Origin of the sequence: Massilia sp. Dwa41.01b (assembly GCF_014171775.1) — a bacterium.
In the GTDB taxonomy this organism is placed as follows: Bacteria; Pseudomonadota; Gammaproteobacteria; order Burkholderiales; family Burkholderiaceae_D; genus Telluria.
Genome location: NZ_CP050454.1, coordinates 1,442,344 through 1,467,183 on the forward strand (window position 1 = coordinate 1,442,344; position 24,840 = coordinate 1,467,183).

At 60.9% G+C, this 24,840-nt stretch carries 16 protein-coding genes, 1 tRNA gene and 4 pseudogenes; 13 read left to right on the top strand and 8 right to left on the bottom strand.

Annotation, left to right across the window (positions count from 1 at the left end; translation table 11 throughout):
* Window positions 1–35: 35 nt before the first annotated feature.
* The 6 genes and pseudogenes from G4G28_RS06580 to G4G28_RS06605 all read right to left on the bottom strand — a co-directional run bounded on the left by G4G28_RS06580 (window position 36) and on the right by G4G28_RS06605 (window position 9,515).
* Entirely contained in the window at window positions 36–1,139 is a 1,104-nt protein-coding gene (locus G4G28_RS06580) for a hypothetical protein (protein WP_182991343.1), read from the bottom strand.
* Window positions 1,140–1,917: 778 nt separating this feature from the next.
* Window positions 1,918–5,862 (bottom strand): triacylglycerol lipase, encoded by a 3,945-nt coding sequence (locus tag G4G28_RS06585; protein ID WP_182991344.1) that lies wholly within the window; start codon window positions 5,860–5,862, stop codon window positions 1,918–1,920.
* A 283-nt stretch (window positions 5,863–6,145) separates the two neighbouring features.
* Window positions 6,146–7,288 (bottom strand): annotated as a pseudogene (locus G4G28_RS06590) (IS3 family transposase).
* Window positions 7,289–7,725: 437 nt separating this feature from the next.
* Window positions 7,726–8,172: a hypothetical protein gene (locus G4G28_RS06595; RefSeq protein ID WP_182991345.1), complete on the bottom strand. Its 447-nt coding sequence runs from the start codon at window positions 8,170–8,172 to the stop codon at window positions 7,726–7,728.
* Window positions 8,173–8,250: 78 nt separating this feature from the next.
* Complete coding sequence (locus tag G4G28_RS06600) at window positions 8,251–9,093, bottom strand: hypothetical protein (RefSeq protein ID WP_182991346.1); 843 nt, start codon at window positions 9,091–9,093, stop codon at window positions 8,251–8,253.
* 331 nt (window positions 9,094–9,424) lie between these two features.
* Window positions 9,425–9,515 (bottom strand) — tRNA-Ser (locus G4G28_RS06605).
* 287 nt (window positions 9,516–9,802) lie between these two features.
* Here G4G28_RS06605 and G4G28_RS06610 point away from each other — a divergent pair.
* From G4G28_RS06610 to G4G28_RS28875, 3 genes and pseudogenes are all read left to right on the top strand, one after another.
* A complete protein-coding gene (locus G4G28_RS06610; RefSeq protein WP_182991347.1) occupies window positions 9,803–11,305 on the top strand; it encodes a PhoX family phosphatase in 1,503 nt (500 codons plus the stop codon).
* Window positions 11,306–11,328: 23 nt separating this feature from the next.
* Complete coding sequence (locus G4G28_RS06615; RefSeq protein ID WP_182991348.1) at window positions 11,329–11,904, top strand: PEP-CTERM sorting domain-containing protein; 576 nt, start codon at window positions 11,329–11,331, stop codon at window positions 11,902–11,904.
* A gap of 136 nt (window positions 11,905–12,040) precedes the next feature.
* A pseudogene (locus G4G28_RS28875) lies at window positions 12,041–12,412 on the top strand (PAS domain-containing protein); the annotation flags it as partial.
* Here the strand turns inward: G4G28_RS28875 and G4G28_RS06625 are convergent.
* On the bottom strand, window positions 12,413–12,961 hold the full coding sequence (locus G4G28_RS06625; protein WP_183108158.1) for a hypothetical protein: 549 nt from the start codon (window positions 12,959–12,961) through the stop codon (window positions 12,413–12,415).
* On the opposite strand from G4G28_RS06625, the gene G4G28_RS06630 reads away from it, so the two are divergent.
* The 4 genes and pseudogenes from G4G28_RS06630 to G4G28_RS27760 all read left to right on the top strand — a co-directional run bounded on the left by G4G28_RS06630 (window position 12,960) and on the right by G4G28_RS27760 (window position 16,526).
* The gene (locus G4G28_RS06630) at window positions 12,960–14,063 is read left to right on the top strand and encodes an ATP-binding protein (protein ID WP_183108159.1); all 1,104 of its coding nucleotides are present in this window, start codon (window positions 12,960–12,962) and stop codon (window positions 14,061–14,063) included. The genes G4G28_RS06625 and G4G28_RS06630 overlap by 2 nt on opposite strands.
* 228 nt (window positions 14,064–14,291) lie before the next feature.
* Entirely contained in the window at window positions 14,292–14,654 is a 363-nt protein-coding gene (locus tag G4G28_RS06635; RefSeq protein WP_182991351.1) for a KGG domain-containing protein, read from the top strand.
* Between the two features lie 839 nt (window positions 14,655–15,493).
* A pseudogene (locus G4G28_RS28880) lies at window positions 15,494–15,772 on the top strand (HD domain-containing phosphohydrolase); the annotation flags it as partial.
* Between the two features lie 337 nt (window positions 15,773–16,109).
* Window positions 16,110–16,526, top strand: a complete 417-nt coding sequence (locus tag G4G28_RS27760) for an HD-GYP domain-containing protein (RefSeq protein ID WP_275944336.1) — start codon at window positions 16,110–16,112, stop codon at window positions 16,524–16,526.
* Between the two features lie 6 nt (window positions 16,527–16,532).
* On the opposite strand, the gene G4G28_RS06645 is transcribed toward G4G28_RS27760, so the two are convergent.
* Window positions 16,533–17,744 (bottom strand): cation:proton antiporter, encoded by a 1,212-nt coding sequence (locus tag G4G28_RS06645; RefSeq protein ID WP_182991353.1) that lies wholly within the window; start codon window positions 17,742–17,744, stop codon window positions 16,533–16,535.
* A gap of 255 nt (window positions 17,745–17,999) precedes the next feature.
* Here G4G28_RS06645 and G4G28_RS06650 point away from each other — a divergent pair.
* From G4G28_RS06650 to G4G28_RS06675, 6 genes and pseudogenes are all read left to right on the top strand, one after another.
* Window positions 18,000–19,260, top strand: a pseudogene (locus G4G28_RS06650) (ABC transporter substrate-binding protein).
* A gap of 88 nt (window positions 19,261–19,348) precedes the next feature.
* The gene (locus tag G4G28_RS06655; RefSeq protein WP_229425587.1) at window positions 19,349–20,173 is read left to right on the top strand and encodes a carbohydrate ABC transporter permease; all 825 of its coding nucleotides are present in this window, start codon (window positions 19,349–19,351) and stop codon (window positions 20,171–20,173) included.
* Complete coding sequence (locus tag G4G28_RS06660; RefSeq protein WP_182991356.1) at window positions 20,170–21,087, top strand: carbohydrate ABC transporter permease; 918 nt, start codon at window positions 20,170–20,172, stop codon at window positions 21,085–21,087. Before G4G28_RS06655 ends, G4G28_RS06660 begins: the two co-directional genes overlap by 4 nt.
* A 3-nt stretch (window positions 21,088–21,090) precedes the next feature.
* The gene (locus G4G28_RS06665; RefSeq protein ID WP_182991357.1) at window positions 21,091–22,167 is read left to right on the top strand and encodes an ABC transporter ATP-binding protein; all 1,077 of its coding nucleotides are present in this window, start codon (window positions 21,091–21,093) and stop codon (window positions 22,165–22,167) included.
* A 44-nt stretch (window positions 22,168–22,211) separates the two neighbouring features.
* Window positions 22,212–23,336 (top strand): LacI family DNA-binding transcriptional regulator, encoded by a 1,125-nt coding sequence (locus tag G4G28_RS06670; protein WP_183108161.1) that lies wholly within the window; start codon window positions 22,212–22,214, stop codon window positions 23,334–23,336.
* Window positions 23,337–23,448: 112 nt separating this feature from the next.
* A complete protein-coding gene (locus tag G4G28_RS06675) occupies window positions 23,449–24,813 on the top strand; it encodes a GH1 family beta-glucosidase (RefSeq protein WP_183108162.1) in 1,365 nt (454 codons plus the stop codon).
* Window positions 24,814–24,840: the final 27 nt, after the last annotated feature.

Genomic DNA, 24,840 nt, shown 5'->3' on the forward strand with positions numbered 1-24,840 from the left:
TTCATGCCGGCGTTTCCGTTGCGCGAGCGGCGCGCTTACCTGGCTGCGGCCACGCAGGTCTTGTACTCGGTCGCGCAAGGCACGAATTCCGACTTCGCCGGCTTCTCGTTCGGGTTGAGCGCGCGGGCCTTGTCGATGACGGTCGCCTTGCAGGCAGCAAACGTGTCCTTGCACTGTCCGATCGGCGTCATGCTGATCATCGGCTTGACGTCGTCGCGCACGCACTGGCTGTATTCCTCCTTGCACAGCTTCTTGGCCGCACCCGGCTCTGCGGCGCCGTCGGTACCGGCCACGCACTGCTTGAAGGTGTTCTTGCAGTTCAGTTGGGCCGCACGGATCTTCGTGTTCGAGTCGATGCCGAGGAAGGCCGGCAGGAAAGGCGCCACTTGGTCGATGCAGGCCTGGGTCGCGACCTTCTGTGCCTCCGCCACGGCCTCGTAGTCGTTCTGCTGCCAGCTGGCCAGCGATTGCGGCTTCGACACGTATTCGCAGCCGCGTTCCACGGAGCGCGCCTTGTGCATGAAGCGGTCTTCTTCGCCTTCGATCACCTTGGTGAAACGGGCGGCAAAGCGCAGCACGTAGTCGTCCTCGTGTTCCTTGTCGGCGTTCAGCTCGTGGTAGACCAGGTTCCAGGCGATTGGGGTGATCGACAGGGTGTTCTTGTAGGATGGCTTGGCGGCATCCTCGCTGTCGTCGTCGAACAGGTCGACGATTTTCTGGTCCAGCAGCGTGGGCAGGCCGACGCGGAAGGGGCTGGCCAGCTTGCGCGTGTCTTGTTCATCCTTGATCTCGTCGCCGTAGAAGTCGTCTTTGGTACGGCCGTTGATCGCGCTTGAGGCGCCGAGCACCGCGAGCGTTACACCGACGGCGACGTTGGTGACGTTGGCGCCGACGACGCTTGCACGCCTGACGATGCGCAGTTCGTCCATTTGCTCGTCCTTCTTGCTGCGGAAGTCGATGCTGAGGGGGAGTGGGCTTTTGGTTGCGAAGCGTGGGATCGACAGGCCGAGGGGTGGTGGCGCGACGATGATGGCGGGAGCGGTGGTATTGCCGGTTTCAGTGGCAAAGCTGGTCGTGCTGGCGAAGGATGCGGTGATGGCCAGGGCCAGGGTGGCCAGGGGGCGGAGGGTGGGGGTCATGGTTCTCTACAGTAGACGGGGGAGGCGTATGCATGGCCTGTCTGTGCAGGCTGGTCCGCAGGACGCGGTGGTTGTGTGTTGAAGTATAGAAGGTGAGATTACACACGGGCATGTAATTGGTGGGGGAGTGTGGTGGAATTGGTAGGGGGCTGGTGCCGAGGCTGGTCGAGTAGGGTTGCTATAGTGTGGGAGGGCGCGCACCTGCGGTGCGCGGAGCTGCGCCTGCGGCGGCAGCATTTAGGTAGAGGATGCGCGCCCTCGGCGCGCGGAGCTGGCGGCGGCAGCATATGGGGGGCGCGCGCCCGCGGCGCGGCGCTGCCGTCCTTCGGCGGCAGCAAATGGGCGATTCGCCCACGTTCCGCGGACCCGCCGCGCCCTGCAGGGCGACGGCTTTCGAACCCGGTCGCCTTGGCGCCCGCGCCAAACCCACATGGACACTCGTTTCAGCGACATTGCGTTCTCCACATACCGTCACTGGTACCGTCAAAAAATTCTACGGTACCAATACTGTTGTCGTGTTCAAAGTAAGCAGAACCGCTCATCAAACCTGTCAGCGATTTTTACTACTTTCTGTTGGCGCTTAACAACAGCACTCGAGCGTTGGGGCTAACATCATGCGTTGCCGTTGCCGTTTATGTCAAAATTTGTCGCCAACAGCTTGACGTCGAAGCTTCCTCCAATGAGCAGTAACGAAGCATAGTTAGCTCCAACAAAAGGGTGATCACGCCCATGAACTCATCATTAGGAATGTTCTTCATTAAATAAGCTATTACCCGCTCTAAAACCTGCCAAGCGTTCGCTCATCGTCGCGGCGTTGCTCGACATTGATACGCTCATCAAGTCTCGCCAAAAAGTCTGCTGCCCATCTTCTAACATTCAAACTTTCGTGGTCCACTAATTTTGCAAGTGCATTTTGCTCGCGCTGAAGGGCCGGTACTAGAGAACCACTCCACGTTCGAGTAAACAAGTTTGATTCAATTTCGGAGCCGAGATCTCCGGTAGAGCCGAACTTTGAAAGAAGTTCTACCAAAATAGGGTTCAACCCTAGTTCCCCCTCCTTCTCCACAAGAACCTTAACCGTTTTTGCAACGAAGAACGGGGCAATATCTGGCTTATCATCGCACCACCTCAATAAGACGCGGGACGGTACTAAATCGAAAACCCTATTTCCTCCATCACTACCCCTAGCGCGCCTCGCTTCAAATATCCATAAGAAATAAAGATATGGGAGACCCGTGGCATTAGCAATGGAATTCGTCAAGATTTTCCACGTTGGCTCAATCAAGATTTCAGCGTCTTCCCAATTGACTTCTTGTAGGGCTGACTTTACAACAGATCGAAGCTCATCAATTTCGGAATTTGAAAGTTCGCTTCCCTCAACAGCTTTACAAATCTTCTCTATTAAAGCTGTGCGGAATCCTGCGTCATCAGGGCAAAGCCATTTACAGATTACGTTCCATTGGTAGAGATCTTTTCTAGGTAGCTCAATGCCCAGCGGGCAATGCAGAGATATGTCACGGAACGCATCGCGGCAAGATTGCCTTTTTTCCGCGTCACTATGGCAATACATGAACAAAATGTCGAGGGCTACCCAGGCGTTAGTAGTGCCATTCTTTAAATTAAGCAGTTCGAGAGCAAATGCAGAAACCACATCAGGAGGCAGATGTTGCAGTACCGAACCGTAAGCCAAAATCCCCAACGATTGAACCTTAATATCTTCTCGTTCAACGAGTGTTTTCAACAAGGACAAATCTTGATCTTTTATTTGACCAGTCGTTAAAACATCTGGAAATAAGCGGCTTATGAATGACGAATCTTTTCCAAGCTCATCTATTAAGTTTCGCCAATCCGCACCATTTTTCGATGATAGACCAGCCATAGCACCGTTAAACAAACGCATCGAGGGATCTGCCGACTTTTTGGTTTCCTCCCATATCTCGCGGATTAAGCCTTGCGGGTCATCAACCGCCAAAGCTAATGCTCGACCAAAAATGAAAGTTTGACGATGCGCATGTTGTTGGGTCAGCATACTGATTGCCAACTCTATCGCCGCATGGTCTTGCGAAATTTGACGCGCGAACGTAATAGCATTCTCAGCTGCGACATCTATGAACTCGCCTTCACGATCACGATGTTCGAACGGAGGCTCAATGACTAAGATCTTTAATTTATCCTCTAGAGAAGCATCCTGTCCACCTAATAGCCGCAACCATGTCTCAAGATTCGTTATGGCTTCCGGCTTGAGCTGTTCTTTATCATATTCCAAAGCAGAGTTAATTGAGTCGAGCGCCTGCGGCCAAAATGGTCCATCGCGCGAAGCCACATCCGTAATAACCTTATCGAGAAGCGGACCCTGATCAAATTGAACCAGCTCTCGAATCTTAGGCCCAACAGTATTTTTAATCGCGCGGAGATCGCAGCTCGGCAAGCTAATGATTTCGCGCATCATATTTAAGCACTTTGCAAGATAGTCGGCGATTTCGCCCCAGTTTGCTGGCTCCCACTCTTCGATTTTACTATTTATCCCCTGATACTCCGCTCCAATAGTGCGAAATCCACCATTTAGCTCGAGTCCCGCCGAAAGTGCCTCGATTACCATTAGAGTGACCGGCTTCTCGTTTGTCGCAAGAATCGAATTTAGAAAGGCAAAGCGCTTATTTGGAGGGGCTTGAGTTCCGGATAATTGAATGCGAAACAGTTGGCGGAACTGACCGGTGGCGTTATTGCTCCAGGTCTCATTCTCCGCCATCGCTAACCGTAACAGACAGTACGCTGCCGGCTCAAAAGTTTCAGCTCGTACACTGAGTTTTTCAAGTCCCCATACCAAGTTACGCCGTGTATCTCCTATGATCACAGCTAACTCATCGCCAGTGGACGCCTCAATAATGCGTCGAATCATTCCTGCTGTAGCCCCAGGGTTCACCTCAACAAGCGCGCGGAAGAGCATTGAACCCTTCCTGGAGAAGAGCACTTCCGCGCGTCCAAAAGGGCCTTGAGCACCGCATAGTTGGGCAGTTAGTTCTTTGACTTCAGGTAGCGTGTCCATACGAGCTATCTGTGCACAGAAGCTGCCTTCCATTACTTCTGGAAGGTCTTCTATAAGTTTCAACTGCCGAGCACGCTGAGACTGCTTCCACCATTTCGCCGCAAGTCTTACGGCCAATGGCTTAGGTACCAACTGCGCAAATCTGCCTCGACGATCAATTAGTCCGCGCTCTGTGAATTCCTGCAAACATCGATAAACTAGGCCTTCATCAAGACAGACTACCTTGTCTGCAATAAACTTAAATTGGTCACTAACGTTTTCGTCAACTCCAAAGGTTTCGAAAAGAGCGCAAGCTTGTAAAATTCTTTCATGTTCCGACGAAGGGAGTGCGTTACCCCAAAGTAATTTGGTTGCAATGAGGTCGTCTGTAAGAATTCCGAGATCTGGATCGTCATTTAATCGAGCATTCGCTAACAATACTGCCATTTGCGGGAAGCCTTGAGCGAATGTGATGATCTTTCGCATCTCCACATCGTCAATCTGCTCTCTGTAAATTGGCGCAAGCATTGCCGAAATATCGTCGTCTGCAAATCTCTCTAGACGAATCATTGGCACCCCCTGAATCCGTTCAGGGGAATAATCGATGGAAACTAAGCAGATGCAGCTATCTTCTCGCTCAACTTCACACTGTAATCTAAAGTGCAGATCAACTGAACAGTTGTCTACAATGATAGTTCCCTCTGCGCCCTTTCTTATCGCGTCCCTAATCCATCCTGGGATGTTGATTGATTCTGGTGCGGCGTCGATGTAAACTATTTGATGAGCGAGGCTCTTTTCGATCTTAAGAGCAGCTTCGTAAACAAGTCGGGTTTTGCCAAGTCCAGACAGCCCAGTTACACGAAGTATTTTACGACGTTGACCGAAGTGCTTTTGAATTTCAATAATTTGGGCGCTTCGCGCGCTGTCTAGGTGGAAGGGCAGGGTATTATTGTGAGCATACCTTCCCCATTCGCCGATCGGCAAACCACCTAACGCTTTAAGCTGGGTCAGGCGCAACTTTTTTTTTAAAGCGTTTTTCAGGAAGATATAGCGGTCATCGTCCACCGAAGTCGGCTTCGCAATATCTAAATGGCCAGCCTCGAGGATCATTAACGGCTCTCGTTCTTGTGTCCGAAAACTAGCCTCCACACTTTCGCGGGATACGATTCTATCGTTGCCGCCAACAATAATTGTTATTTCAAGATCGGCTTCAATTCCTGAACTAGCCCAATTCCTGTTCAAGAGATTAAGAAAGTCGCTCTTTTTGCACAATTGACGTGTATGCCCGTTTTCCCCCCAAAATGAAAACAGCTTTCCGATTTCAGAAAGGGACGCACCTGTACTAGGGGTAGCATAAAGGATAATTTTGTTTACTTTTGTTGGGCGGCTCGCAATCTTCTCATTCATTAAGTACTGCCGGATGACAAGCCCGCCCAGACTATGACCGACTAGCGCAATTTCCTCATATTGCTCGAATCGATTATCGATTTGATTCTTTAACGCCTGAGCCAGGACCTCGATTGGCTGATAGTGGCTTTGGGTAGGAAGAAGACGGAGACCAAACTTGCCTGACGGGTACGTGAAGTGGAAGCTTTCCCAGTCAACGCTTGGGTCGCTGGCCAGAAGGTCGTCGAAACGACCCCAAGTTTCGTCAGATCCCCCTAAACCATGTACAAAAATGATTGCCTTCTCAGCCACTCTAAGCTCCGCAGTTCATGTCGAAACCAGAGCTTAACATCATTTGTTGTCGGGGCTGTCATGCAGCGATTTTCAAAAATGGCATCCCGTTATCAATGAAGGCCATCAGATAGAGCTTTTTTATGGCTAAGATACCCTACCCTCTGCGACTGCTCGATTTTTCATCAGATGATGGACAGGATCGGGCCAGGATGTGGCCCCAATTAGAGAGATGGTCAGGCCACCATCTGCGATTCGTAATCTTCAGCGGTTTGGCATTCCCCCATCGTCACGGACACCTCCGTTAGGCGCATTTTAGATTTTCAAACTGTACTGGACTGATATAGCCGATAGTGGAATGTCGCCGGCGTGGATTGTAGAACCTTTCGATATAGTCGAACACGTCAGCACGTAAATCATCCCTGGTCCGGTAGTGCTTTTTGCTCAGGCGCTCGGTCTTGAGCGTCGAGAAGAAGCTTTCCATCGCAGCGTTATCCCAGCAATTGCCACGACGGCTCATGCTGCACACGATGCCGTGCGACTCAAGTAAGCGCTGGAAGTCTTCGCTGGTGTATTGCGAGCCTTGGTCCGAGTGATGTAATACTGCGCGAGGCCGGCCACGGCGGAAGATAGCCATCAGCAGTGCATCCATTACTAGCTGAGCTGTCATCGTCGGCTGCATCGACCAGCCCACCACACGCCGCGAGTACAGGTCGAGGACGACAGCGACAAACAGCCAGCCTTCGCCAGTCCATACGTAGGTAAAGTCGGCTGCCCATTTCTGGTTCGGGCCGGTCGCTTCAAACTGCCTGTCCAGCAGGTTCGGCGCAATAGCGTGGACTGGCGAATCGAGCTGCCCTGGCGCGCGGCGACGCTTGTGACGGGCCTTGATGCCGGCTGCTTTCATCAGCCGCGCAACGCGGTTTTCGCTGCACGAAAAGCCTGCATCGATAAGGTCTCGAACTACGCGTGGTGAGCCGTAAGTGCCATCGCTGGCTTCGTCGCTGTGCTTGATTGCGTTGAAAGCCAGGCGTTTTCACGTTCATGCTCGCTCAGTGGTCGACCGAGCCAGTCGTAAAAACCGCTACTCGATACGCCGAGCAAACGGCACATCGTTCGTGTGGGCCAGATAGTTCGATATTTGGCGATGAAGCCGTACTTCACTTGAGGTCGGCTGCGAAGTAGCCGAGCGCTTTTTTAAGATGTCGCGCTCCGTCTTGACCTTCGCCAGCTCGCGCCGCATGCGCTCATACTCCTGGCTAGAAATCTTCTCGCCACCACTGACGACCTGTGCATCCACGTTGGCGTCTCTGCACCAGCGTCCCAGCAAATTGGCACCGATCCCAAGCTCTCGGGCGATAGCCGCCTTGCTCGCGCCTGGCTGGCCTACCAGCTTGACCGCCTCGCGCTTGAACTCTTCTGAAAACAACCGTCTTTCACGTGCCATGTAATACCTCCGATAGGGACATCATACCTATCGAAAGTGTCCGTCATGCTGGGGGAATGCCAGTCTTAGCCATCCAGTCCCTAGTTGCCCTCAACGTGAATCCCTTGCCGTACTTCTCTGCTGCGCTGCCGTTGGTGTGGTCTCGAATGGTATTACGCACGTCCTCAGGACACCCTGCCTCACGCAAGCGGTCTTCCATCGTGTGCCTGAACGAGTGACTCGTCATCCCCAGGATTTGAGGTGCTTGTTGACTGCTGCCGATGCCGAATCGTTCCCTCGCTCTTGGGCGTACTGCCGGAACAGTCCCTTGCCTTGGTCTTCGCCGGTAGCATCGCGGGGCAGGGCGCGCTCCTCAGGAAGCCTTGGGGGCGTCAAAAAGCCTCAGGTAGTCAAGCGTTTAATCTGAGTCAATTTAACTACCGGACCGTTTGTCGGTTCTAGTAGTTCCTGTGAAGTACACGCTCAAAAAGGTCGCGTACTTCCTTCGTGACCCGGTGGGCGGTTTCTAGGCGGCGACTCTGCTTAACGATTGGGTCGTATGCGTCTCGCAGTTCCTTAACGGTTGCAGAGAAGCCGTCCCTGTCGTCTTCAAACAGATACAAGCGGACAAGGTTTTCCTGAGACTCAAAGTTGACCTTCAATTCACTCAGGCGTATCCCACGATCCAGTTCGGTTCCTTCCTTTGACAGAACTACATCTAAAGCATGTTGCTGAAAACCGTTCATCTTTTGTAAGAAGTCAGCGAAGGCACTATTGCGCTCTTGTCGAAGCCACTTTTCATATTCAGTTCTACGAGCGAGCCATGCCCCTGCGAACCCGCCTAACATCCCGCAGAGTCCCGCTGCCAAGGAAACGATAACCGGGTCAGTGACTTGGGCATCCATACAGTAAGCTCGATTTGATCATATACGCCGTTTCAGGCAATGGGAATTGCGGTGTGGTTAGACGCTATCCTGAGTTTTCTACGCTTGCCGTTCCGAGCGACGTTGTCTCTGTTCGGCAAGCCTGTTGATCAGCTCCGTATGTTCTTCAGCCCGATCTTCGGAAGAGTGGACGTTTACAGCTAAACGTTTGTTCCCTGACACGACAGCGCTTAACTGCTCTCGGATCGCCTTTACCTCATCAGCAAGTCGATGCAAAGAATTACCTCCTATTTCGCTGAATCCCTCATATTGGGCAAAGTCGATAACAAACGAATTTACGTACTCGTTCCCTTCGGTATCTTCGAATCGTATGCGGATGTTGACGAACGGTGTGAAGGCCCCTACCCCAATTTCCCGTTCCAGATCTAAGAAGCTGAAAATAAAACTTTTTAACTCCTGATTGATCCCGAGTGACTCGATACCCAACCTGAACATCGTCAACTTATGAAACACTTTTACGACTGGCTCGTTTTGGGCTGTAACTGGCTGGTCGAGACGATCAAGAAACTCAAACGAAATTTTCTTCGCGATCCCCTTACCGGAGTTGGTAACTCTTACGTTCATAAAATTCATGCCCACATGGCTACCGCTGAGCTCAACACTGACGTTTGGCCGGATGCCTTCTAGAATGAATTCTTCAATTTGGCGTGCCTGGGCGGCGCGAAGCCTCCACGTTTCAACAGCTAAAACGATCGTCAGAACACAAATCACCACGGTTGCGACAGTAGTGATCCATCCCGACAGGGAATCAGGCGCGGCAGTCGCTGTGCCCGGCAGTAGCGCACCGATCATCACTCCAATAACTAATGCAATACAGATAGCAATCAGTGCACATACAACCAGTAGAGGCGTTTTTAAACCGTTTGAGTGATTGGCGGCCATCGATATTGGATTTCAAGAAGGGTGCCATTGCGCGGGATTGTGCAAGTGCAATACCCAATGTAGCGTGAAGCGTTTGTTTAGGTCAAGACCGCAGCACGGCCTCGAAAATCGATGTTCGGATGAGTGTCTAGCCGGGCTGTACGTTCTCTGAGGGGGCATGTCGAAAGACCCCGTAGCCCGGAGTATCAACAACGAACCGGCGATGAACTTTGAAGAAAAAGACGAGCAGATGATTGATGACTCGTGCTACTCCAAATGCCTACTCCAACATGGCAGCGTGGCTGAGCCAAATCTTCTTTATAATCAACACCTTGCATGTTGATCGAAAAACTGGCGGAGAGAGGGGGATTCGAACCCCCGGTAGGCTATGAACCTACACACGCTTTCCAGGCGTGCGACTTAAACCACTCATCCATCTCTCCTGCATGCATCGCTCTCGCGAAGCCGCCTATTATAGCAACAATTCTCGGCAGTTCAAGCACAAATCCCGCCGGCCTTCCCACATGGGTGTCCACCGCACCCGCAGGGCAGCCCACTCCACCGTGTCGAAAACATAAGCTTGTCATCTTGCTGTCATCGCGCCGACATCTTTGTTTGGTGTAATCGACGCCATCCGCTCGGCAGCAGGAGCGCGACAGGCCGGGGAAGGTAGCCGGCCGCCCAGCTTCGCCGGCTGCCCGGCGTGATGACTTCTCGGAGAATGCCCAGCATGACAAACAAGGACGTTTCAAACGCACGGCGCAATCTGCTCAAGGGCGTGGCCGGTGCCGGCGCCCTGCCTTTCGTCGGCGCCTTCATGGCGCTGAAATCGCGGCAGGCGCGGGCCGCCAATGGCGCGACCACGCTGATCGACAGTCCCTATGGGCCGCTCAAGCCCGTGGACGACCTGACCACCGGCCTGCCGCTGCTGCAGTTGCCGGCAGGCTTCACCTACAAAAGCTTCGGCTGGCGCGGCGACACCATGGCCAATGGCATGCCTTGCCCGGCAGGGCACGATGGCATGGGTGTGATCGTCGCGCGCAAGGTCGGGCGCAGCAGCGAGCTGGTGCTGGTGCGTAACCACGAGGTGGGCGCCACCGCGGCCGCGAATTTCATCGACGCACCAAGCGTGTACGACGCCGGCAACAACGCTGCCGGCTCGGTCAACCGGTTCGGCGGCGGTACCACCAACCTGCTGTTCCGCGACGGGAACTGGGTCAGCATGACGCCAAGCCTCGGCGGCACGCAGACCAACTGCGCCGGCGGCATCACGCCCTGGGGTACCTGGCTCAGCTGCGAAGAGGTGGGGTCGGATGCGATGAGCGCCACTGGCCGCAAGCATGGTTATGTGTTCGAAGTCGGTGCCGATCCGGCCCAGACCACCGGTTTGCCGATCGTCGGCATGGGCCGGTTCGCGCACGAGGCCGCCGCGGTCGATCCAGCCAGTGGCAACGTCTACCAGACCGAGGACTCGTCCGGGAAGTCGGGCTTCTATCGCTATGTGCCGGACGTGAAGCACGGTGCGCCCGGCTCGCTGGCCCTGGGCGGCGTGCTGCAGATGGCGCGGGTGAAAGGGCTGGTGAACGTCAACCTCGCCACCGCGCCAATCGACGCGCGCTACCAGCTCGAATGGGTGAACATCACCAATCCGGACCAGAACCGCGGCGATGCGCTTGGCCCCGGCGGCATCGCGGTCACCAATGCGGCCGGTCCCTTTGTCCAGGGCTGGATCCAGGGCGCGCTGCGCATGAACCGCGGCGAAGGCATCTGGTATGCCCAGGGCAAGATGTACGTGATGGACACGGCCGGTGGCGCGGTCGCGCGCGGCGCCATCTGGGAACTCGATCTCGCCACCCAGGTGCTGACCTGCATCTATTCGAGCCCGAGCCCGCTCGTGGGCAACATGGGCGACAACCTGACGGTGAGCCCGCGCAACGCCATCCTCGTCTGCGAAGACGCTTCCACCGCCGCCACCGACTCCTTCGGCTTCGGCCAGCGCCTGATGGGCATCACGGGCGGGGGCGACGCCTACATCTTCGCCAAGAACAATGTGCAGTTGAGTACCGCGCAACTGCAGGGCGCCGGCAAACTGGCCACGCTTGCGGGCGACCACCGCGCCAACGAATTCGCCGGTGCCTGCTTCGACCCGACCGGGCGCTACCTGTTCGTGAACATCCAGACGCCCGGCATCACCTTCGCGATCGCCGGACCATGGGCCAAGGGCCCGCTTTGATCCCTTACGAGAGAGAACAACGCATGAACTTCACCAAACTCGCCGCGGCGCTGGCCGCATCCCTGTTGCTGGCCGGCTCCGCCCAGGCTGCCGTCCTGCTCACCACGGGCGGCGCGTCCGCCAACGGCGTCACCGACTACAGCAGCGCCGGCAGCGTGTCCTTCGACCTCGACCTGGAAAACTTCAGCGCCACCACGCTGCGCTTCGTGCTGGAAGACAGCGACCTGGCCGGCCCTCTCGGCCTGAACGCGCTGGTGCGCAACCTGAGCGGCACCGGGCTGCACAACTTCAACCTCCAATTGAAAGGCATTGGCTTCCGCGCGGCCGGGAGCGTCACGCCTATCTTCGGCGCCGTCGGCGAGGTGCGCCATACCGGGCAGCTGGCCAGCATCGCCTTCGCCCGGCCGGAATGGGCGGAGTTCCACTTCGGCAATCCGCTGGGCCAACCCGGCAAGGCAGACTGGCTGCTCGACACCCGCGGCTTGCGCGCGGGCGATACCTTCGTCATCACGGCCGACATCCCCGAGCCCTCGTCGCTGGCGCTGATGTTGTCGGCGCTGTGCATGGCTGGCCTGATGGCCGCGCGCCGGCGCGGCTGATCCCCGGGGCACTTCCGCCCGTCGCGGGTGCGGGCGGACCTTTTAGCGGGCAATCTATGCGGGATGGTTAAGCACCGCACCGGCGCAGCGCCCCCCGTGGGTTAGCCTGACAGGCTGGTTCGCCCACGTACACCCCATGCTCGATTCCCCACTTTATCAGTCGATCTTCGCCCATTCGCCCATCGCCACGGTCATCCTCTCGCCCAGTGCCGACCCGGTCATCCTCGACGTCAACAAGGCCTTCCTGCGCCACGTCGGCCTGCCGCGCGAACAGCTGCTGAACCAGCGACTGTTCGACATCTTCCCCGAGGCGCCCGACGACCCTTCCGACACCGGCGTCGCCGCGCTGCATGCCTCGCTGGCGCGCGTGATCGAGACCGGTGCGGAGCAGTCGATGCCGACCCAGCGCTATCCGGTGCGCAGCGTCGCCGCGGACGGTAGCGAAGTGTTCGTCGAGCGTTTCTGGAACGCGGTCAACATGCCGGTCTTCGAGGACGGCGGCCAGCTGCTATGCATCCAGCACATGACGATCGAGGTGACCGAGCAAAAGCGCGCCGAGGAAGCCCTGCTCCTGAGCCGGCGCGAAGCGCTCGATGCGGCGCGCCAGGCCGAAGCCGAGCATGCGCGCCTGCATGCCGTGCTCGAGGCGGCGCCGGTCGGCATCATGATGGCCGATGCCGACGGCACCGCGCTCGAATCGAATGCCGCGCACGATGCGCTGTGGTCGCGCCGTGCCCTGCGCAAGACGGTGCCGCTCGACTTCTCCGAGTGGAAAGGCTGGTGGGCCGATGGTTCGGCGCCACACGGGCCGCTCGCGCCCGGCGAATGGCCGCTGGCCCAGGCCCTGCGCGGCGAGTCGCGCGCGAACGCCCTGATCGAAATCGAAACCTTCGACCTGCCACACCTGCGGCGCGTGGTCGTCTGTTCGGCGGCGCCCATCCGCGACCGCCGGGGAAAGCTGGCCGCGGTCGTGACCCTGCTCGACCTCAGCGAACGCCTGCGCGCCGAGGAAGCCCTGCGCGACGCCGACCGCCGCAAGGACGAATTCCCCGGCCATGCTGGCGCACGAGCTGCGCAATCCCCTGGCGCCGATCATGGTGGCGGCGGAACTGCTCGGCACGGGTGTGCACGACGCCGAGTGGGTACAGCGCACCGGCGCCGTCATCCTGCGCCAGGTGAGGCACCTGACCGGCATGGTCGACGACCTGCTCGACGTATCGCGCGTGACCCGCGGGCTGGTGCTGATCGAGCACGAGATGATCGACTTGCGCACGATCCTGGCGCAGGCCGTCGAGCAGGTGAACCCCTTGATCGAAACGCGCCGCCACCGCCTGGAGTACACGGCGCACGACGCTCCGCTGATCGTCAGCGGCGACACCAAGCGCCTGGTGCAGGTGGTGGCCAACCTGCTCAACAACGCGGCGAAATACACGCCGCCGGGCGGCCTGCTGCGCCTGGAGATCCGGCGCGTGGGCAGCTGCGCCGAGGTGGCGGTGAGCGACAACGGCATCGGCATGAGCCGCGAGCTGATCGCGCGTGCCTTCGAACTCTTCGCCCAGGCCGAGCGCACCGCCGACCGCGCCCGGGGCGGCCTCGGTATCGGCCTGGCCGTGGTCAAGCGCCTGGTCGACCTGCATGGCGGCTCGATCGCCGCGCACAGCGAGGGGCCGGGGCAGGGCAGCCGCTTCACGGTCCGGCTGCCCCTGGTCGCCGGCATGGATGATGCACCGCCCGAAGACGCGCCGGCCAAGGCACCCGCCGACGGCCCGGTACTCGATGTGATGGTCGTCGACGACAACCACGACGCCGCCGAGATGCTGTCGATGATGGTCGAATCCTTCGGCTACCGGGTGCGCACCGAGTTCGACTCGAACGCGGCCTTGGGCGCGGCGCTTGCCAGCCCGGCGGACGTCTACCTGCTCGATATCGGCTTGCCCGAGCTCGATGGCTATGAACTGGCGCGGCGCCTGCGCGCGGCGCCGGAAACGGCGCATGCGACGCTGGTGGCCGTCACCGGCTATGGCCGCGAACAGGACCGGCGCACGGCGCGCGAGGCTGGATTCGACTTCCATTTCGTCAAACCCGTCGCGCCTGCCGCGCTGGCGGCATTGCTGTGCGACCTTGCGCAGGCACCCCGGCAGCCAGGATCGCGGGGCTGACCAAGACTCACCCCCTGACGCGCGCATAAGGGTTTTTGCTGTTCGGACAAGCTTGCAAATGCGTAAGAAGTTACTCCAGAAATGGCGGCACTGACCGACAAACCAGTGGGGCGGTGTCCTACAAGTCCACGGGCGGCTTTTGGTGGTCAGAGGCCCTCTGGCTGACTACGATGTACCTGCCTCAGCCGAAAACGGCTGGCACCATCAACCAACTACAGGAGGTTCATCATGGCATCGAACAACCAAGGCGGTAACAAGGGTAACCAGGGCAACCAGCAGAGCGGCGATACCAGCAACCGTGGTTTCGCATCGATGGATCCGGAGCGTCAACGCGAGATCGCCAGCGAAGGCGGCCGCGCAGCGCACGCATCGGGCAATGCCCATGAATTCGACTCGGAAGAGGCACGCCGTGCAGGCTCGATGAGCCACAAGAATGACGGCAACAGCCAGAGCCAGGGCGGCGGCAACCAGCAAAGCGGCAAGGGCGGCGGCAACCAGGGCGGTAATCAGGGTGGCAACCAGAGCACCCGTGGCGGCACGCCGGAACAGCATGCCGAAGCCGGACGCCAGAGCCACAAGAACGACAAGTAAGCAACGCATGGCGGTGGATCTTGCCGTCGCCACAAGCTATTTACTTTAGTCAATGATGTAGGAGCAGTACTACATCAGTTCCACCCGCCCGTAGCCGGTTTTTGGCCTCCAGGCGGGAGCAGTACGCGGGAGGCACAAGGCCGATTCCCGTGCCACGGCGCCGCCGCACCGATCCCTCGTATCGGTGCCCGCGGCGCCGGAATTGTTTACGCTACCCGACGGCAAGGCCATCCCCTGCCGCTGCGGTCCTGCGCCGAGCACACAGCTTCCCTTGCACCGATTCATGCCCGTCGCCATGCGTTGCCCACATCGCCTGGCTTCCTCCCGGTATTTAGTGACCCGATGATGTATAGACAAACGTCGCGGTATTGATACATCCGTTGTAGCGTGCTGACACAATCTTGCTGAATTGCATTGCAGATCGCTGTCCAACCGTACGCATAAAGATTGCTGCGTACAATCGGATGTTTCGATGTGGAAATAATTTCGCCATGGACCGACATCCGCAGGCCGCCGAGCCGGCGCCTACCAATGCGCTCAAGCTGTCCGAACTGATCGGATCGCTCAGTTACGCACTCGACCTGACGGAAGGCCAGCCGGCCGGCCACTGCGTGCGCTCATGCTGGATTGGCATGCACATCGGGCGCGAGGCGGGCTTGTCCTCCCAGCAGCTCTGGGAACTGTATTACGTGTTGCTGCTCAAGGATGTTGGCTGCAGCAGCAATGCCGCGCGCATCTGCGAGCTGTACATGACCGACGACCGCCTGTTCAAGCACGACATCAAGACCGTCGGCGACAGCCTGCCGCAAATGCTGTCTTTCGTGTTCAAGCACGCGGGCATGAAAGCCGGCCTGGCCGGACGCCTGCGCACGGTCCTGGCGGCCCTGCGCGACGGTGGCAAGGCCGGTACCGAACTGATTGCCACGCGCTGCCAGCGCGGCGCCGACATCGCCCGCCTGCTGCGACTGCCCGAAGGCGTTGCCGCCGGCATCTATAGTCTCGACGAACATTTCAACGGCAAGGGCAATCCGGCGGGCCTCGCCGGCAGCGCGATTCCTGTCTTCGCCCGCATTGCCCTGCTGGCGCAAGTGGTGGACGTCTTCCACACGGCCGACGGCCGCGCTGCCGCGCTGGCCGAGGTGCGCGCGCGTGCGGGCAGCTGGTTCGACCCTGCGCTGCTGGCCGCCTTCGAACGCGTGGCCGAGGCCGACCTGTTCTGGTCGACCCTGGCCGCGCCGGGCATGGAGAAACTGGTGTTCGCGATGGAGCCTGCCGAGCACACCATGGTGCTCGACGACGACTACCTGGACGACATCGCCACCGCCTTTGGCCAGGTAGTGGACTCGAAAAGCCCTTATACGAGCGGCCACAGCAGCCGGGTCGCCCTCTACACCGACCTGATCGCCGAGGAGATGGGCATCGCACCGGAACGGCGGCGCTGGCTGCCGCGGCGCGATGCTGCACGACGTCGGCAAGCTCGGGGTCAGCAACAGCGTCCTGGACAAGGCCGGCGCGCTCGACCGCGAGGAATGGGCCGAGGTACGGCGCCATGCCGAGTACACCGAAGCGATCCTGTCGCGCATCGATGCCTTCGCCGAACTGGCGCGCATCGCCGGTGCCCACCATGAACGGCTCGATGGCACCGGCTACCCGCGCGGCCTGCACGCCGATGCGATCGCGCTCGAGACGCGCATCATCACCACGGCCGATATTTTCGACGCCATCACCGCCGAGCGCCCCTACCGGGGAGCGATCCCCGTGCCGCAGGCGCTGGCGATGATGGAAAAGACGGTCGGCAGCGCCCTCGATCCGCGCTGCTTCGAGGCGCTTCAACGAGCGCTCGAGCGCACGATCGATGACGCAGCCGCATGAGGCCGGCTAGCTGGCCTTGAATACCAGCGCCGCCGCGCGCCGCAGCTTCGGGTACACCACCGGCACCGTCAGCATGGTGCTGCCGATCGCCATCAGCAAGAGCGCCGTGAAGGTTTCGCTCGTGATGATGCCCTTGTCGAGCAGGATGTTCACAAAGATGATCATGATCAGGGCCTTGGTCTGCAGCAGCCAGCCGATGATGGTCGCTTCGCCGCGGCCCCAGCCGAGGATGCGGCCGGCCAGGTGGGTGCCGGCCAGCTTGCCCGCCACCGATGCGACCAGCAGCACTGCCGCCGCCACGAACACGGCCGAGCCGCCCAGCGCCCAGTTTGTGCGCAGGCCTGTGCTCAGGAAGTAGACCGGCATCATCGTCATCAACACGTGCTGGCGCAGCAGGTCGAGTTTTTTCTGGTCGAACCAGTGCGCATCCATGATGGCACCGGCAAGGAAGGCGCCGACCATGTAGTGCAAGCCGGACCAGTCGGCGGCAAAGGCGCAGGCGGCCAGCCAGACCAGGGCGGCGAACCAGCGGTCGCGCTCTTCGAGTTTGACCATCAGCGCGCGGAATCCATACGCGGCCACGCCGAACAGCAGCATGAAGCCTAGCTGGCGGCCGACGCGGGTCCAGTCGAGCAGGATCAGCGCCAGCACGCCCCAGATCGCGATATCGTCCAGGCTGGCGTAGCGCAGCACGCGCTGGCCGATCGGCTCGCGCAGGATCTCCAGTTTTTCCATCAAGAGGATCAGGATCGGCAACGCCGTCACGGCGCAGGCCATGCCCACGCCCAGCACGAACTGCCAGCTCTCTGCGTTCGCACCTTTCCATCCCGCGTAGCCCAGCATGCCGACGGCCGCGACGCAGCCGAATACCAGCGGCACGCCCAGCGAGAGCGAAGCGGTGATGCTGCTTTCGCGCCGGTGTTCCCAAGCCTTTTTCAGATCGAGCTCGATCCCGGCGATCATCACGAAGATCATTACCGCCCACCAGGCGATACCGTTCAGTGCAGCCATCACCTGCGGGTTGAACACAAAAGCGTAATAGTCGGGATAGGCGCGTCCCAGGATGCCCGGGCCGAGCAGCACGCCGGTAATGATCTGCACCACCACCAGCGGCGCCCAGTAGTCCGTATTCCCGAGCCGCCAGATCAGGTAGGGCAGCGTAAAAATCACCAGCATCGCGATCAAAAAGATCTCGGTCGTTCCCATGGCTGTGTGCATAATGTCTCTCTTGTCATTGTTATCGAAGGCCGTCGCCTTTTTCGCCCCCGGGCGACACCGGGCAGCGCATCCCGGTCAAGCATGACACAAAAAAAGTAATGGTTTGACACCGAAATTGGCCTGGTGCTATAGTCGGGTCAAACCAATGGTAACGTTTCCAAAAACGTACCGCAAGAGGCAAGGCGAGGGATCGGAGACACGATGTACAACGCACCAAGGTTCGAGACGCGGTTCACGGCAGGCGTGAGCGCAGGGATCAAATCACGTCGCAAGGCGCGCGCCGCCGCCTGGCTCACCGCCGGGTTAGCGGCCGCCGCCCTTGCGGGACCGGCCGGCGCCGCCGCCCCGGCCGCCCCCGTGGCCCGAAGTCATCCACTGGTGGACTTCCGGCGGCGAATCGGCCGCCGTCAAGCAGGTGGCGCAGGCCTACCGCGCCGCCGGCGGCGTCTGGGTCGACACGGCGATCGCCGGCGGCGACCAGTCGCGCGCCGTCACCATCAACCGCATCGTCGGCGGCAACCCGCCGACCGCCGCCCAGTTCAACACCTCGAAGCAGTTCGTCGACGTGATCGAAGAGGGCATGCTGAACAACGTCGACGACATCGCGCGCGCCCAGAACTGGGACAAGCTGCTGCCCGAGCCGATCGTCAACGTCATCAAGGTCAACGGCCACTATTACGCGGTCCCGCTCAACATCCACATGCAGGCCTGGATCTGGTACTCGAAGGCGGCCTTCCAGAAAGCCGGCATCGCGAAGGAGCCGGCCACGGTCGACGAATTCTTCGCCGCCCTCGACAAGCTGAAAGCGGCCGGCATCGTGCCGCTCGCGCACGGCGGACAGTCCTGGCAGGAGACCGTGCTGTTCACCGCCATGCTGTCCAATCTTGGCGGGCGCGACCTGTACCTGAAGGTGCTGCGCGACCGCGACCCGAAGGCGCTCGCTTCGCCCGCCTTCCGCAACGTGCTGGCGGCCTATAAACGCCTGCAGTCATATGTCGATCCGCGTTCGCCGGGCCGCAACTGGAACGACGCTACCGCCATGGTCATCTCCGGCAAGGCCGGCATGCAGATCATGGGCGACTGGGCCAAGGGCGAATTCATCGCCGCGAAACAGGTGCCGGGCCAGCAATTCGGCTGCATCGCCGGCCTCGCGCCGAATTCGCCCTACCTGATGCAGGGCGACGTGTTCGTCTTCCCGAAAACCGATAATGCCGACGCCGTACGCGCCCAGAAGCTGCTGGCGAACGTGGTGGTGGCACCGAACACCCAGCTCGCTTTCAGCAAACTGAAAGGCTCGGTGCCGGTACGGCAGGACGTCGATGCCGCCCAGCTGGACGTCTGCGCGCAGAAGGGCCTGGCGATCCTGAAGGACCGCACGCGCCACCTCGGCATCTCCGAGGTCTACCTGACGCCCGACCAGAACGGCGCCATGCAGGACGTGCTGACCGCCTTCTGGAACACCAGCATGACGGTCGACAAGGCGCAGAAGAACATCGCCGCGGCGCTGCGCAACTGAGATGCTGGCGTTTCCGCTGCGCGCGAACGCGCCCCGTCGCGGCCCCCGGCCCACTCCGCACTTCGCAGCGTACTTTGCGCTGCTGCCGATGGCGGTCACGGTGCTGGTCGCCTACCTCGGCACGGTGCTGTGGACCTTCCGCGTCTCGCTCACCAGTTCGCGCACCTTCGCCTCGGATAAATTCATCGGCGCGGCCCAGTACACCCGCCTGTTCGACAACGAGCGCTGGATGCTGTCGCTGCACAACCTGGCCATCTATGGGCTACTGTTCATCCTCGCCTGCATCGTCATCGGCTTTTTGCTCGCCGTGTTCATCGACCAGAACGTGGTGGGCGAGGGCATGCTGCGCACCGTGTTCCTGTATCCGTACGCGATGAGCTTTGTCGCCACGGGCCTGGTCTGGCAGTGGCTGCTCACGCCGGGCACCGGCATCGACAGCGTGGTGCAAAAACTTGGCTTCCCCGATTTTTCGTTCGACTGGATCGTCGACCAGGACATGGCGATCTATACCGTGGTGATCGCCACCGTCTGGCAATTCTCGGGCCTGGTGATGGCGCTGATGCTGGCTGGCCTGCGCGGCATCGACGGCGACATCTGGAAGGCCGCGCGCCTGGATGGCATTCCGGTCTGGCGCGTCTACCTGGCGATCGTGCTGCCGATGATGAAGGCGACGGTTGCCACCGTCTTCCTGCTGCTGGCAACCACGGTGGCCAAGCTGTTCGACGTGGTCGTCGCCATGACGGGCGGCGGGCCGGGCACGGCCAGCGAAGTGCCGGCGAAATTCATCATGGATCACCTGTTCCTGCGCTCGAACATCGGCCTGGCCTCGGCGGGCGCCGTGATGCTGCTCATTCCCGTGATCGCGCTGCTGGCACCCTATGCCTATGCGCGCAGCCGCCGGAGCCGCGCATGAAACGCGAGACCATCATCGCGCCGCCTCTCGCCCTGGCCGGCGCACCTGTGCGTGCCCGCCGGCGTGGCCTGAGCCCCGCGCGTATCGGCATCTACCTGTTCCTGCTGTCCGCCGCGCTGTTCTTCCTGCTGCCGCTGTACGTGATGCTGGTGACCTCGCTGAAAAGCATGGAGGAAATCCGCCTCGGGAACATCCTGGCGCTGCCGTTCGACCTGACTTTCGAACCCTGGCGCCAGGCCTGGAGCGAAGTGTGCACGGGCGCCGCCTGCGAAGGCATACGCGGCGGCTTCTGGAACTCGGTCGCGATCACCGTGCCGAGCACGATCCTGCCGATCCTGATCGGTGCCATCAACGGCTATGCCTTGAGCTTCTGGCGCCCGCGCGGCGCGAACGCCCTGTTCGGCATCCTGCTGGCCGGCGCCTTCATCCCGGTGCAGGTGATGATCTACCCTTTGGTGCGCCTGCTGGCCGGCGCCGGCATCTTCGGCTCGCTCCCCGCCATCGTGCTGGTGCACCTGGTGTTCGGCATGCCGGTGATGACGCTGCTGTTCCGGAATTACTATGCCGGCCTGCCGCAGGAGCTGTTCCACGCGGCGCGCATCGACGGCGGCGGCTTCTGGCGCATTTTCCTGCACGTGGTGCTGCCGCTGTCGACGCCGATTGCGATCGTGGCCGCGATCATGCAGGTGACTGGCGTGTGGAACGACTACATCCTCGGCCTGGTCTTCGCCGGGCGCGACAACCTGCCGATGACGGTCCAGTTGAACAACGTGATCAACACCACCACCGGCACGCGCCTCTACAACGTCAACATGGCCGCGACCATCCTCACCGCCGCGGTGCCGCTGGCGATTTACTTCTTCTCCGGACGCTGGTTCGTGCGCGGTATCGCCGCCGGCGCCGTCAAAGGCTGATGCATGTCGAACGTCCATCTACGCAAACTGTCCATCACGCTCGGCGGCAAACCGATCATCCGCGAGCTCGACCTGCAGGTCGAGCCGGGCGAATTCCTGGTGCTGCTCGGTCCTTCCGGCTGCGGCAAGTCGACCCTGCTGCACAGCATCGCCGGCCTGATCGAGGCCAGCGGCGGCAGCATCGAGATTGGCGGGCGCGACATGACCCTGTGCGACCCCAGCGAGCGCGGCATCGGCATGGTGTTCCAGTCGTACGCGCTGTATCCGACCATGACGGTCGAGGGCAACATGTCCTTCGGCCTCAAGATGGCAGGTACGCCGAAGGCCGAGATCAAGCGCCGCGTGGCCCACGCCGCCGGTATGCTGCAGCTGGACAGCCTGCTGTCGCGCAAACCCGCGCAGCTCTCGGGCGGGCAGCGCCAGCGGGTGGCGATCGGGCGAGCCCTGGTCCGCGAAGCGGGCGTGTTCCTGTTTGACGAGCCGCTGTCGAACCTCGATGCCAAGCTGCGCGCCGAGCTGCGCCGCGAACTGAAACTGCTGCACGCGCGTTTGAAATCGACGATGATCTACGTGACCCACGACCAGGTGGAGGCGATGACGCTGGCCTCGCGCATCGTCGTGATGCAGGGCGGGATGGTGCAGCAGATCGGTACGCCACTTGATGTCTACGAGCGTCCGGCCAACCGCTTCGTGGCGGGCTTCCTCGGTTCGCCAGCGATGAATTTCATCGAAGGCGAGGTCGACCTGCATGGCCGCTTCCTGGCGGGGCCGCTGGCGGTGGTATTGCAGGAGGCACCGGCGCCCTGCAGCGCAACGCTGGGCGTGCGCCCGGAACACGTGCGCATCGGCGCGAACGGGCCGCTCGACGGAGAGGTCACGCTGGTCGAGCCGATGGGCAACCACCAAATCGTCTGGATCGCCTGCGGCAGCCACCTGCTGTCGGCCCTCGTGCACGAGGGCGGCAGCTTCGCGCCCGGACAGCCGGTCCGCTTCGGGATCGATGCAACGCGGGTATCGCTGTTCGATACTGCGCACGGCATGCGCTTCAAGGCCGCCGGCATGCAGTATGCTTCTGTTTAATCGATAATGTCGACGGCTTCATGTCGACCAAATAGGGACTGTTCGTGGCAACTATCAAAGATGTGGCGCGCCTTGCCGGCGTCGGACTCGGAACCGCCTCGCGTGTCGTGAGCGGCAAGGGTTCGGTCTCGCCCGCGACGCTCGAGCGCGTGAAAAAGGCCATCGACGAGCTGGGCTTCCGGCCCTCGCACGCGGCGCGCGCGCTGCTGTCGGGTTCTAGCCAGATGATCGGCGTCTACATCCCGGTCCTGTCCGGCACCTTCTACACGCCCATCCTGCAGATCATCGATACCGAGCTGCGCGCCGCCGGCCTGCACATGGTGGTCGCGTTCGGCGTCGGCCTGGGCGACGCCCGCCGCCAGGCGATCGAGGGCATCGAATTCCTGATGGAGCGCGGCTGCGACGGCCTGATCGTGATGACGAGCGCGCTGCTGGACGAAGACCTGGAAGCCCTGGGCGCCAAGCGCAAGCTGCTGGTGGCGCTGAACCACAGCCTGGCCAGCATCGCCGACCAGTGCTTCATGGTCGACCACCGCCTCGGCGGCCGCCTGGCCGCGCGCGCACTGCTCGAACACAAGCACCGCGACATCGCCGTCGTGGCCGGCCCGTCCAGCCTCGTCGACAACGTCGAGCGCATCGAAGGCTTCATGGGCGAGTTGCAGGAAGCCGGCATCGATCCGCGCAAGCTCTGGGTTGCCGAGAGCGACTTTTCTCCTGCCGGCGGCTGGAACGCGGCCAAGGAACTGGTCGAGTCCGGGCATCCGTGCACCGCCCTGTTCTGCGCCAACGACGAGATGGCCGTCGGTGCGCTGTCCTATTTCCAGGAAGCCGGCATCCGGGTGCCGCACGACCTGTCGGTGATCGGCTACGACGACACGCCGAGCGCCGAATTCTCCGCACCACGCCTGACTTCCGTGCGCATGCCCTGGCGCGAGATGACCCTGAACGGCCTGAATGCCCTGCTGAACCGCTGCTACGACCTGCGCCGCCCGGTCGAGCGCAGCTTCCCGGTATCGGTGACGCTGCGTGCCTCGCTGGCCAGGGCCGGCAAGAGGGTTGGCAGCGGCGCAGGCAGCAGCGCCAGTGCCGCCGACACCGCCAAGCCCGGGAACCGCTCTGCCGCCAGGGCCAAGACCGGTAGCGCCGGCGATCAGCGCGGGGCGGCATGAGCGCCTCGGCGCGCGCCGGCCCGGCGCTTTTTTAGCGCATGGGTGGAAAGCTTTCCAATCGCATCGTATCCTATTCCGAACAATCCAAAGACCGACATCCTGAACCGAGACCATGACGACACCGAACAGCACTGAGCCGCATCCGCCCGCGCGCCGCGAATTCGCCGACGACTTCCTGTGGGGCTGCGCCACCTCGTCCTACCAGATCGAAGGCGCCAGCCAGGAGGATGGCCGCGTCGAGTCGATCTGGGACCGCTTCGCCGCCACCCCCGGCAAGGTACGCGACGGCTCAAGCGGCGCGGTCGCCTGCGACCATTACCACCGCTGGCCGGAAGACTTCGACATCGGCCGCGACATGGGCCTGAACGCCTACCGCTTTTCGATCGCCTGGCCGCGCATCTTCTCGGAAGTGGGCGGCAAACCCAATGAGAAGGGCCTGGACTTTTATTCGCGCCTGGTCGACGGTATGCTCGAGCGCGGCCTGCAGCCCTGGGCCACGCTGTACCACTGGGACCTGCCGCAATTCCTGCAGGACCGCGGCGGCTGGGCCGACCGCGCCACCGTCGATGCCTACCTCGCCTTTGTCGATGCCATGACGCGCCGCCTGGGCGACCGCGTGCAGCACTGGATCACCCACAACGAACCCTGGTGCACGGCGATGATCGGCAACTACGAGGGCCTGCACGCTCCCGGCCTGACCGACTTCAAGACGGCGCTGCAGGTCTGCCACCACGTGCTGCTCTCGCACGGCAAGGCGGTGCCACTGATCCGCGCCAACGTCCCCGACGCGCAGGTAGGCATTGCGCTCAGCCTGCACCCGCTGCGCGCCGCCAGCGACAGCGCTGAGGACCGCGCCGCCATGCTGCGCCACGACGGCCTGCGCTACCGCTGGTTCCTCGATCCGCTGTTCGGCCGCGGCTATCCGGCCGCCACGCTGGACGTGATCAAGGATGCCGCGCCAGTCGTCCACCCGGGCGACATGGAGGCGATTGCCGTGCCGCTCGACTTCCTCGGCGTGAACTACTACTTCCCGGAGACGATCCAGGACGCGCCGGGCGAAGGGGCCCTGGCTGCACGCGTGCTGCCGCCGCAGGACGTCGAGACCACGGCCCCGGGCTGGGAAGTCGCGCCGCAGGGCCTGGCCGACCTGCTGGCACGGATCGAGAACGACTACCATCCAGGCCCGATGTACATCACCGAGAACGGCGCCTGCTACGACGACGAGGTGGATGCCGATGGTGCCGTGCACGACGAACCGCGCCGGCGCTACCTGGCGCGCCACCTGGCCGCGCTGCGCGACGTGGTCAGGGAGGGCGTGCCGGTGAAGGGCTATTTCGCCTGGAGCCTGGTCGACAATTTCGAGTGGGCCGAAGGCTACCTGCGCCGCTTCGGCCTGGTGCACATCGATTACGCCACCCAGCAGCGGCGCCTGAAGGACAGCGGCAAGTGGTATCGCAGCTTCCTGCGCCAGGAATGACGGACCCGGACACAACGCAGAACACAA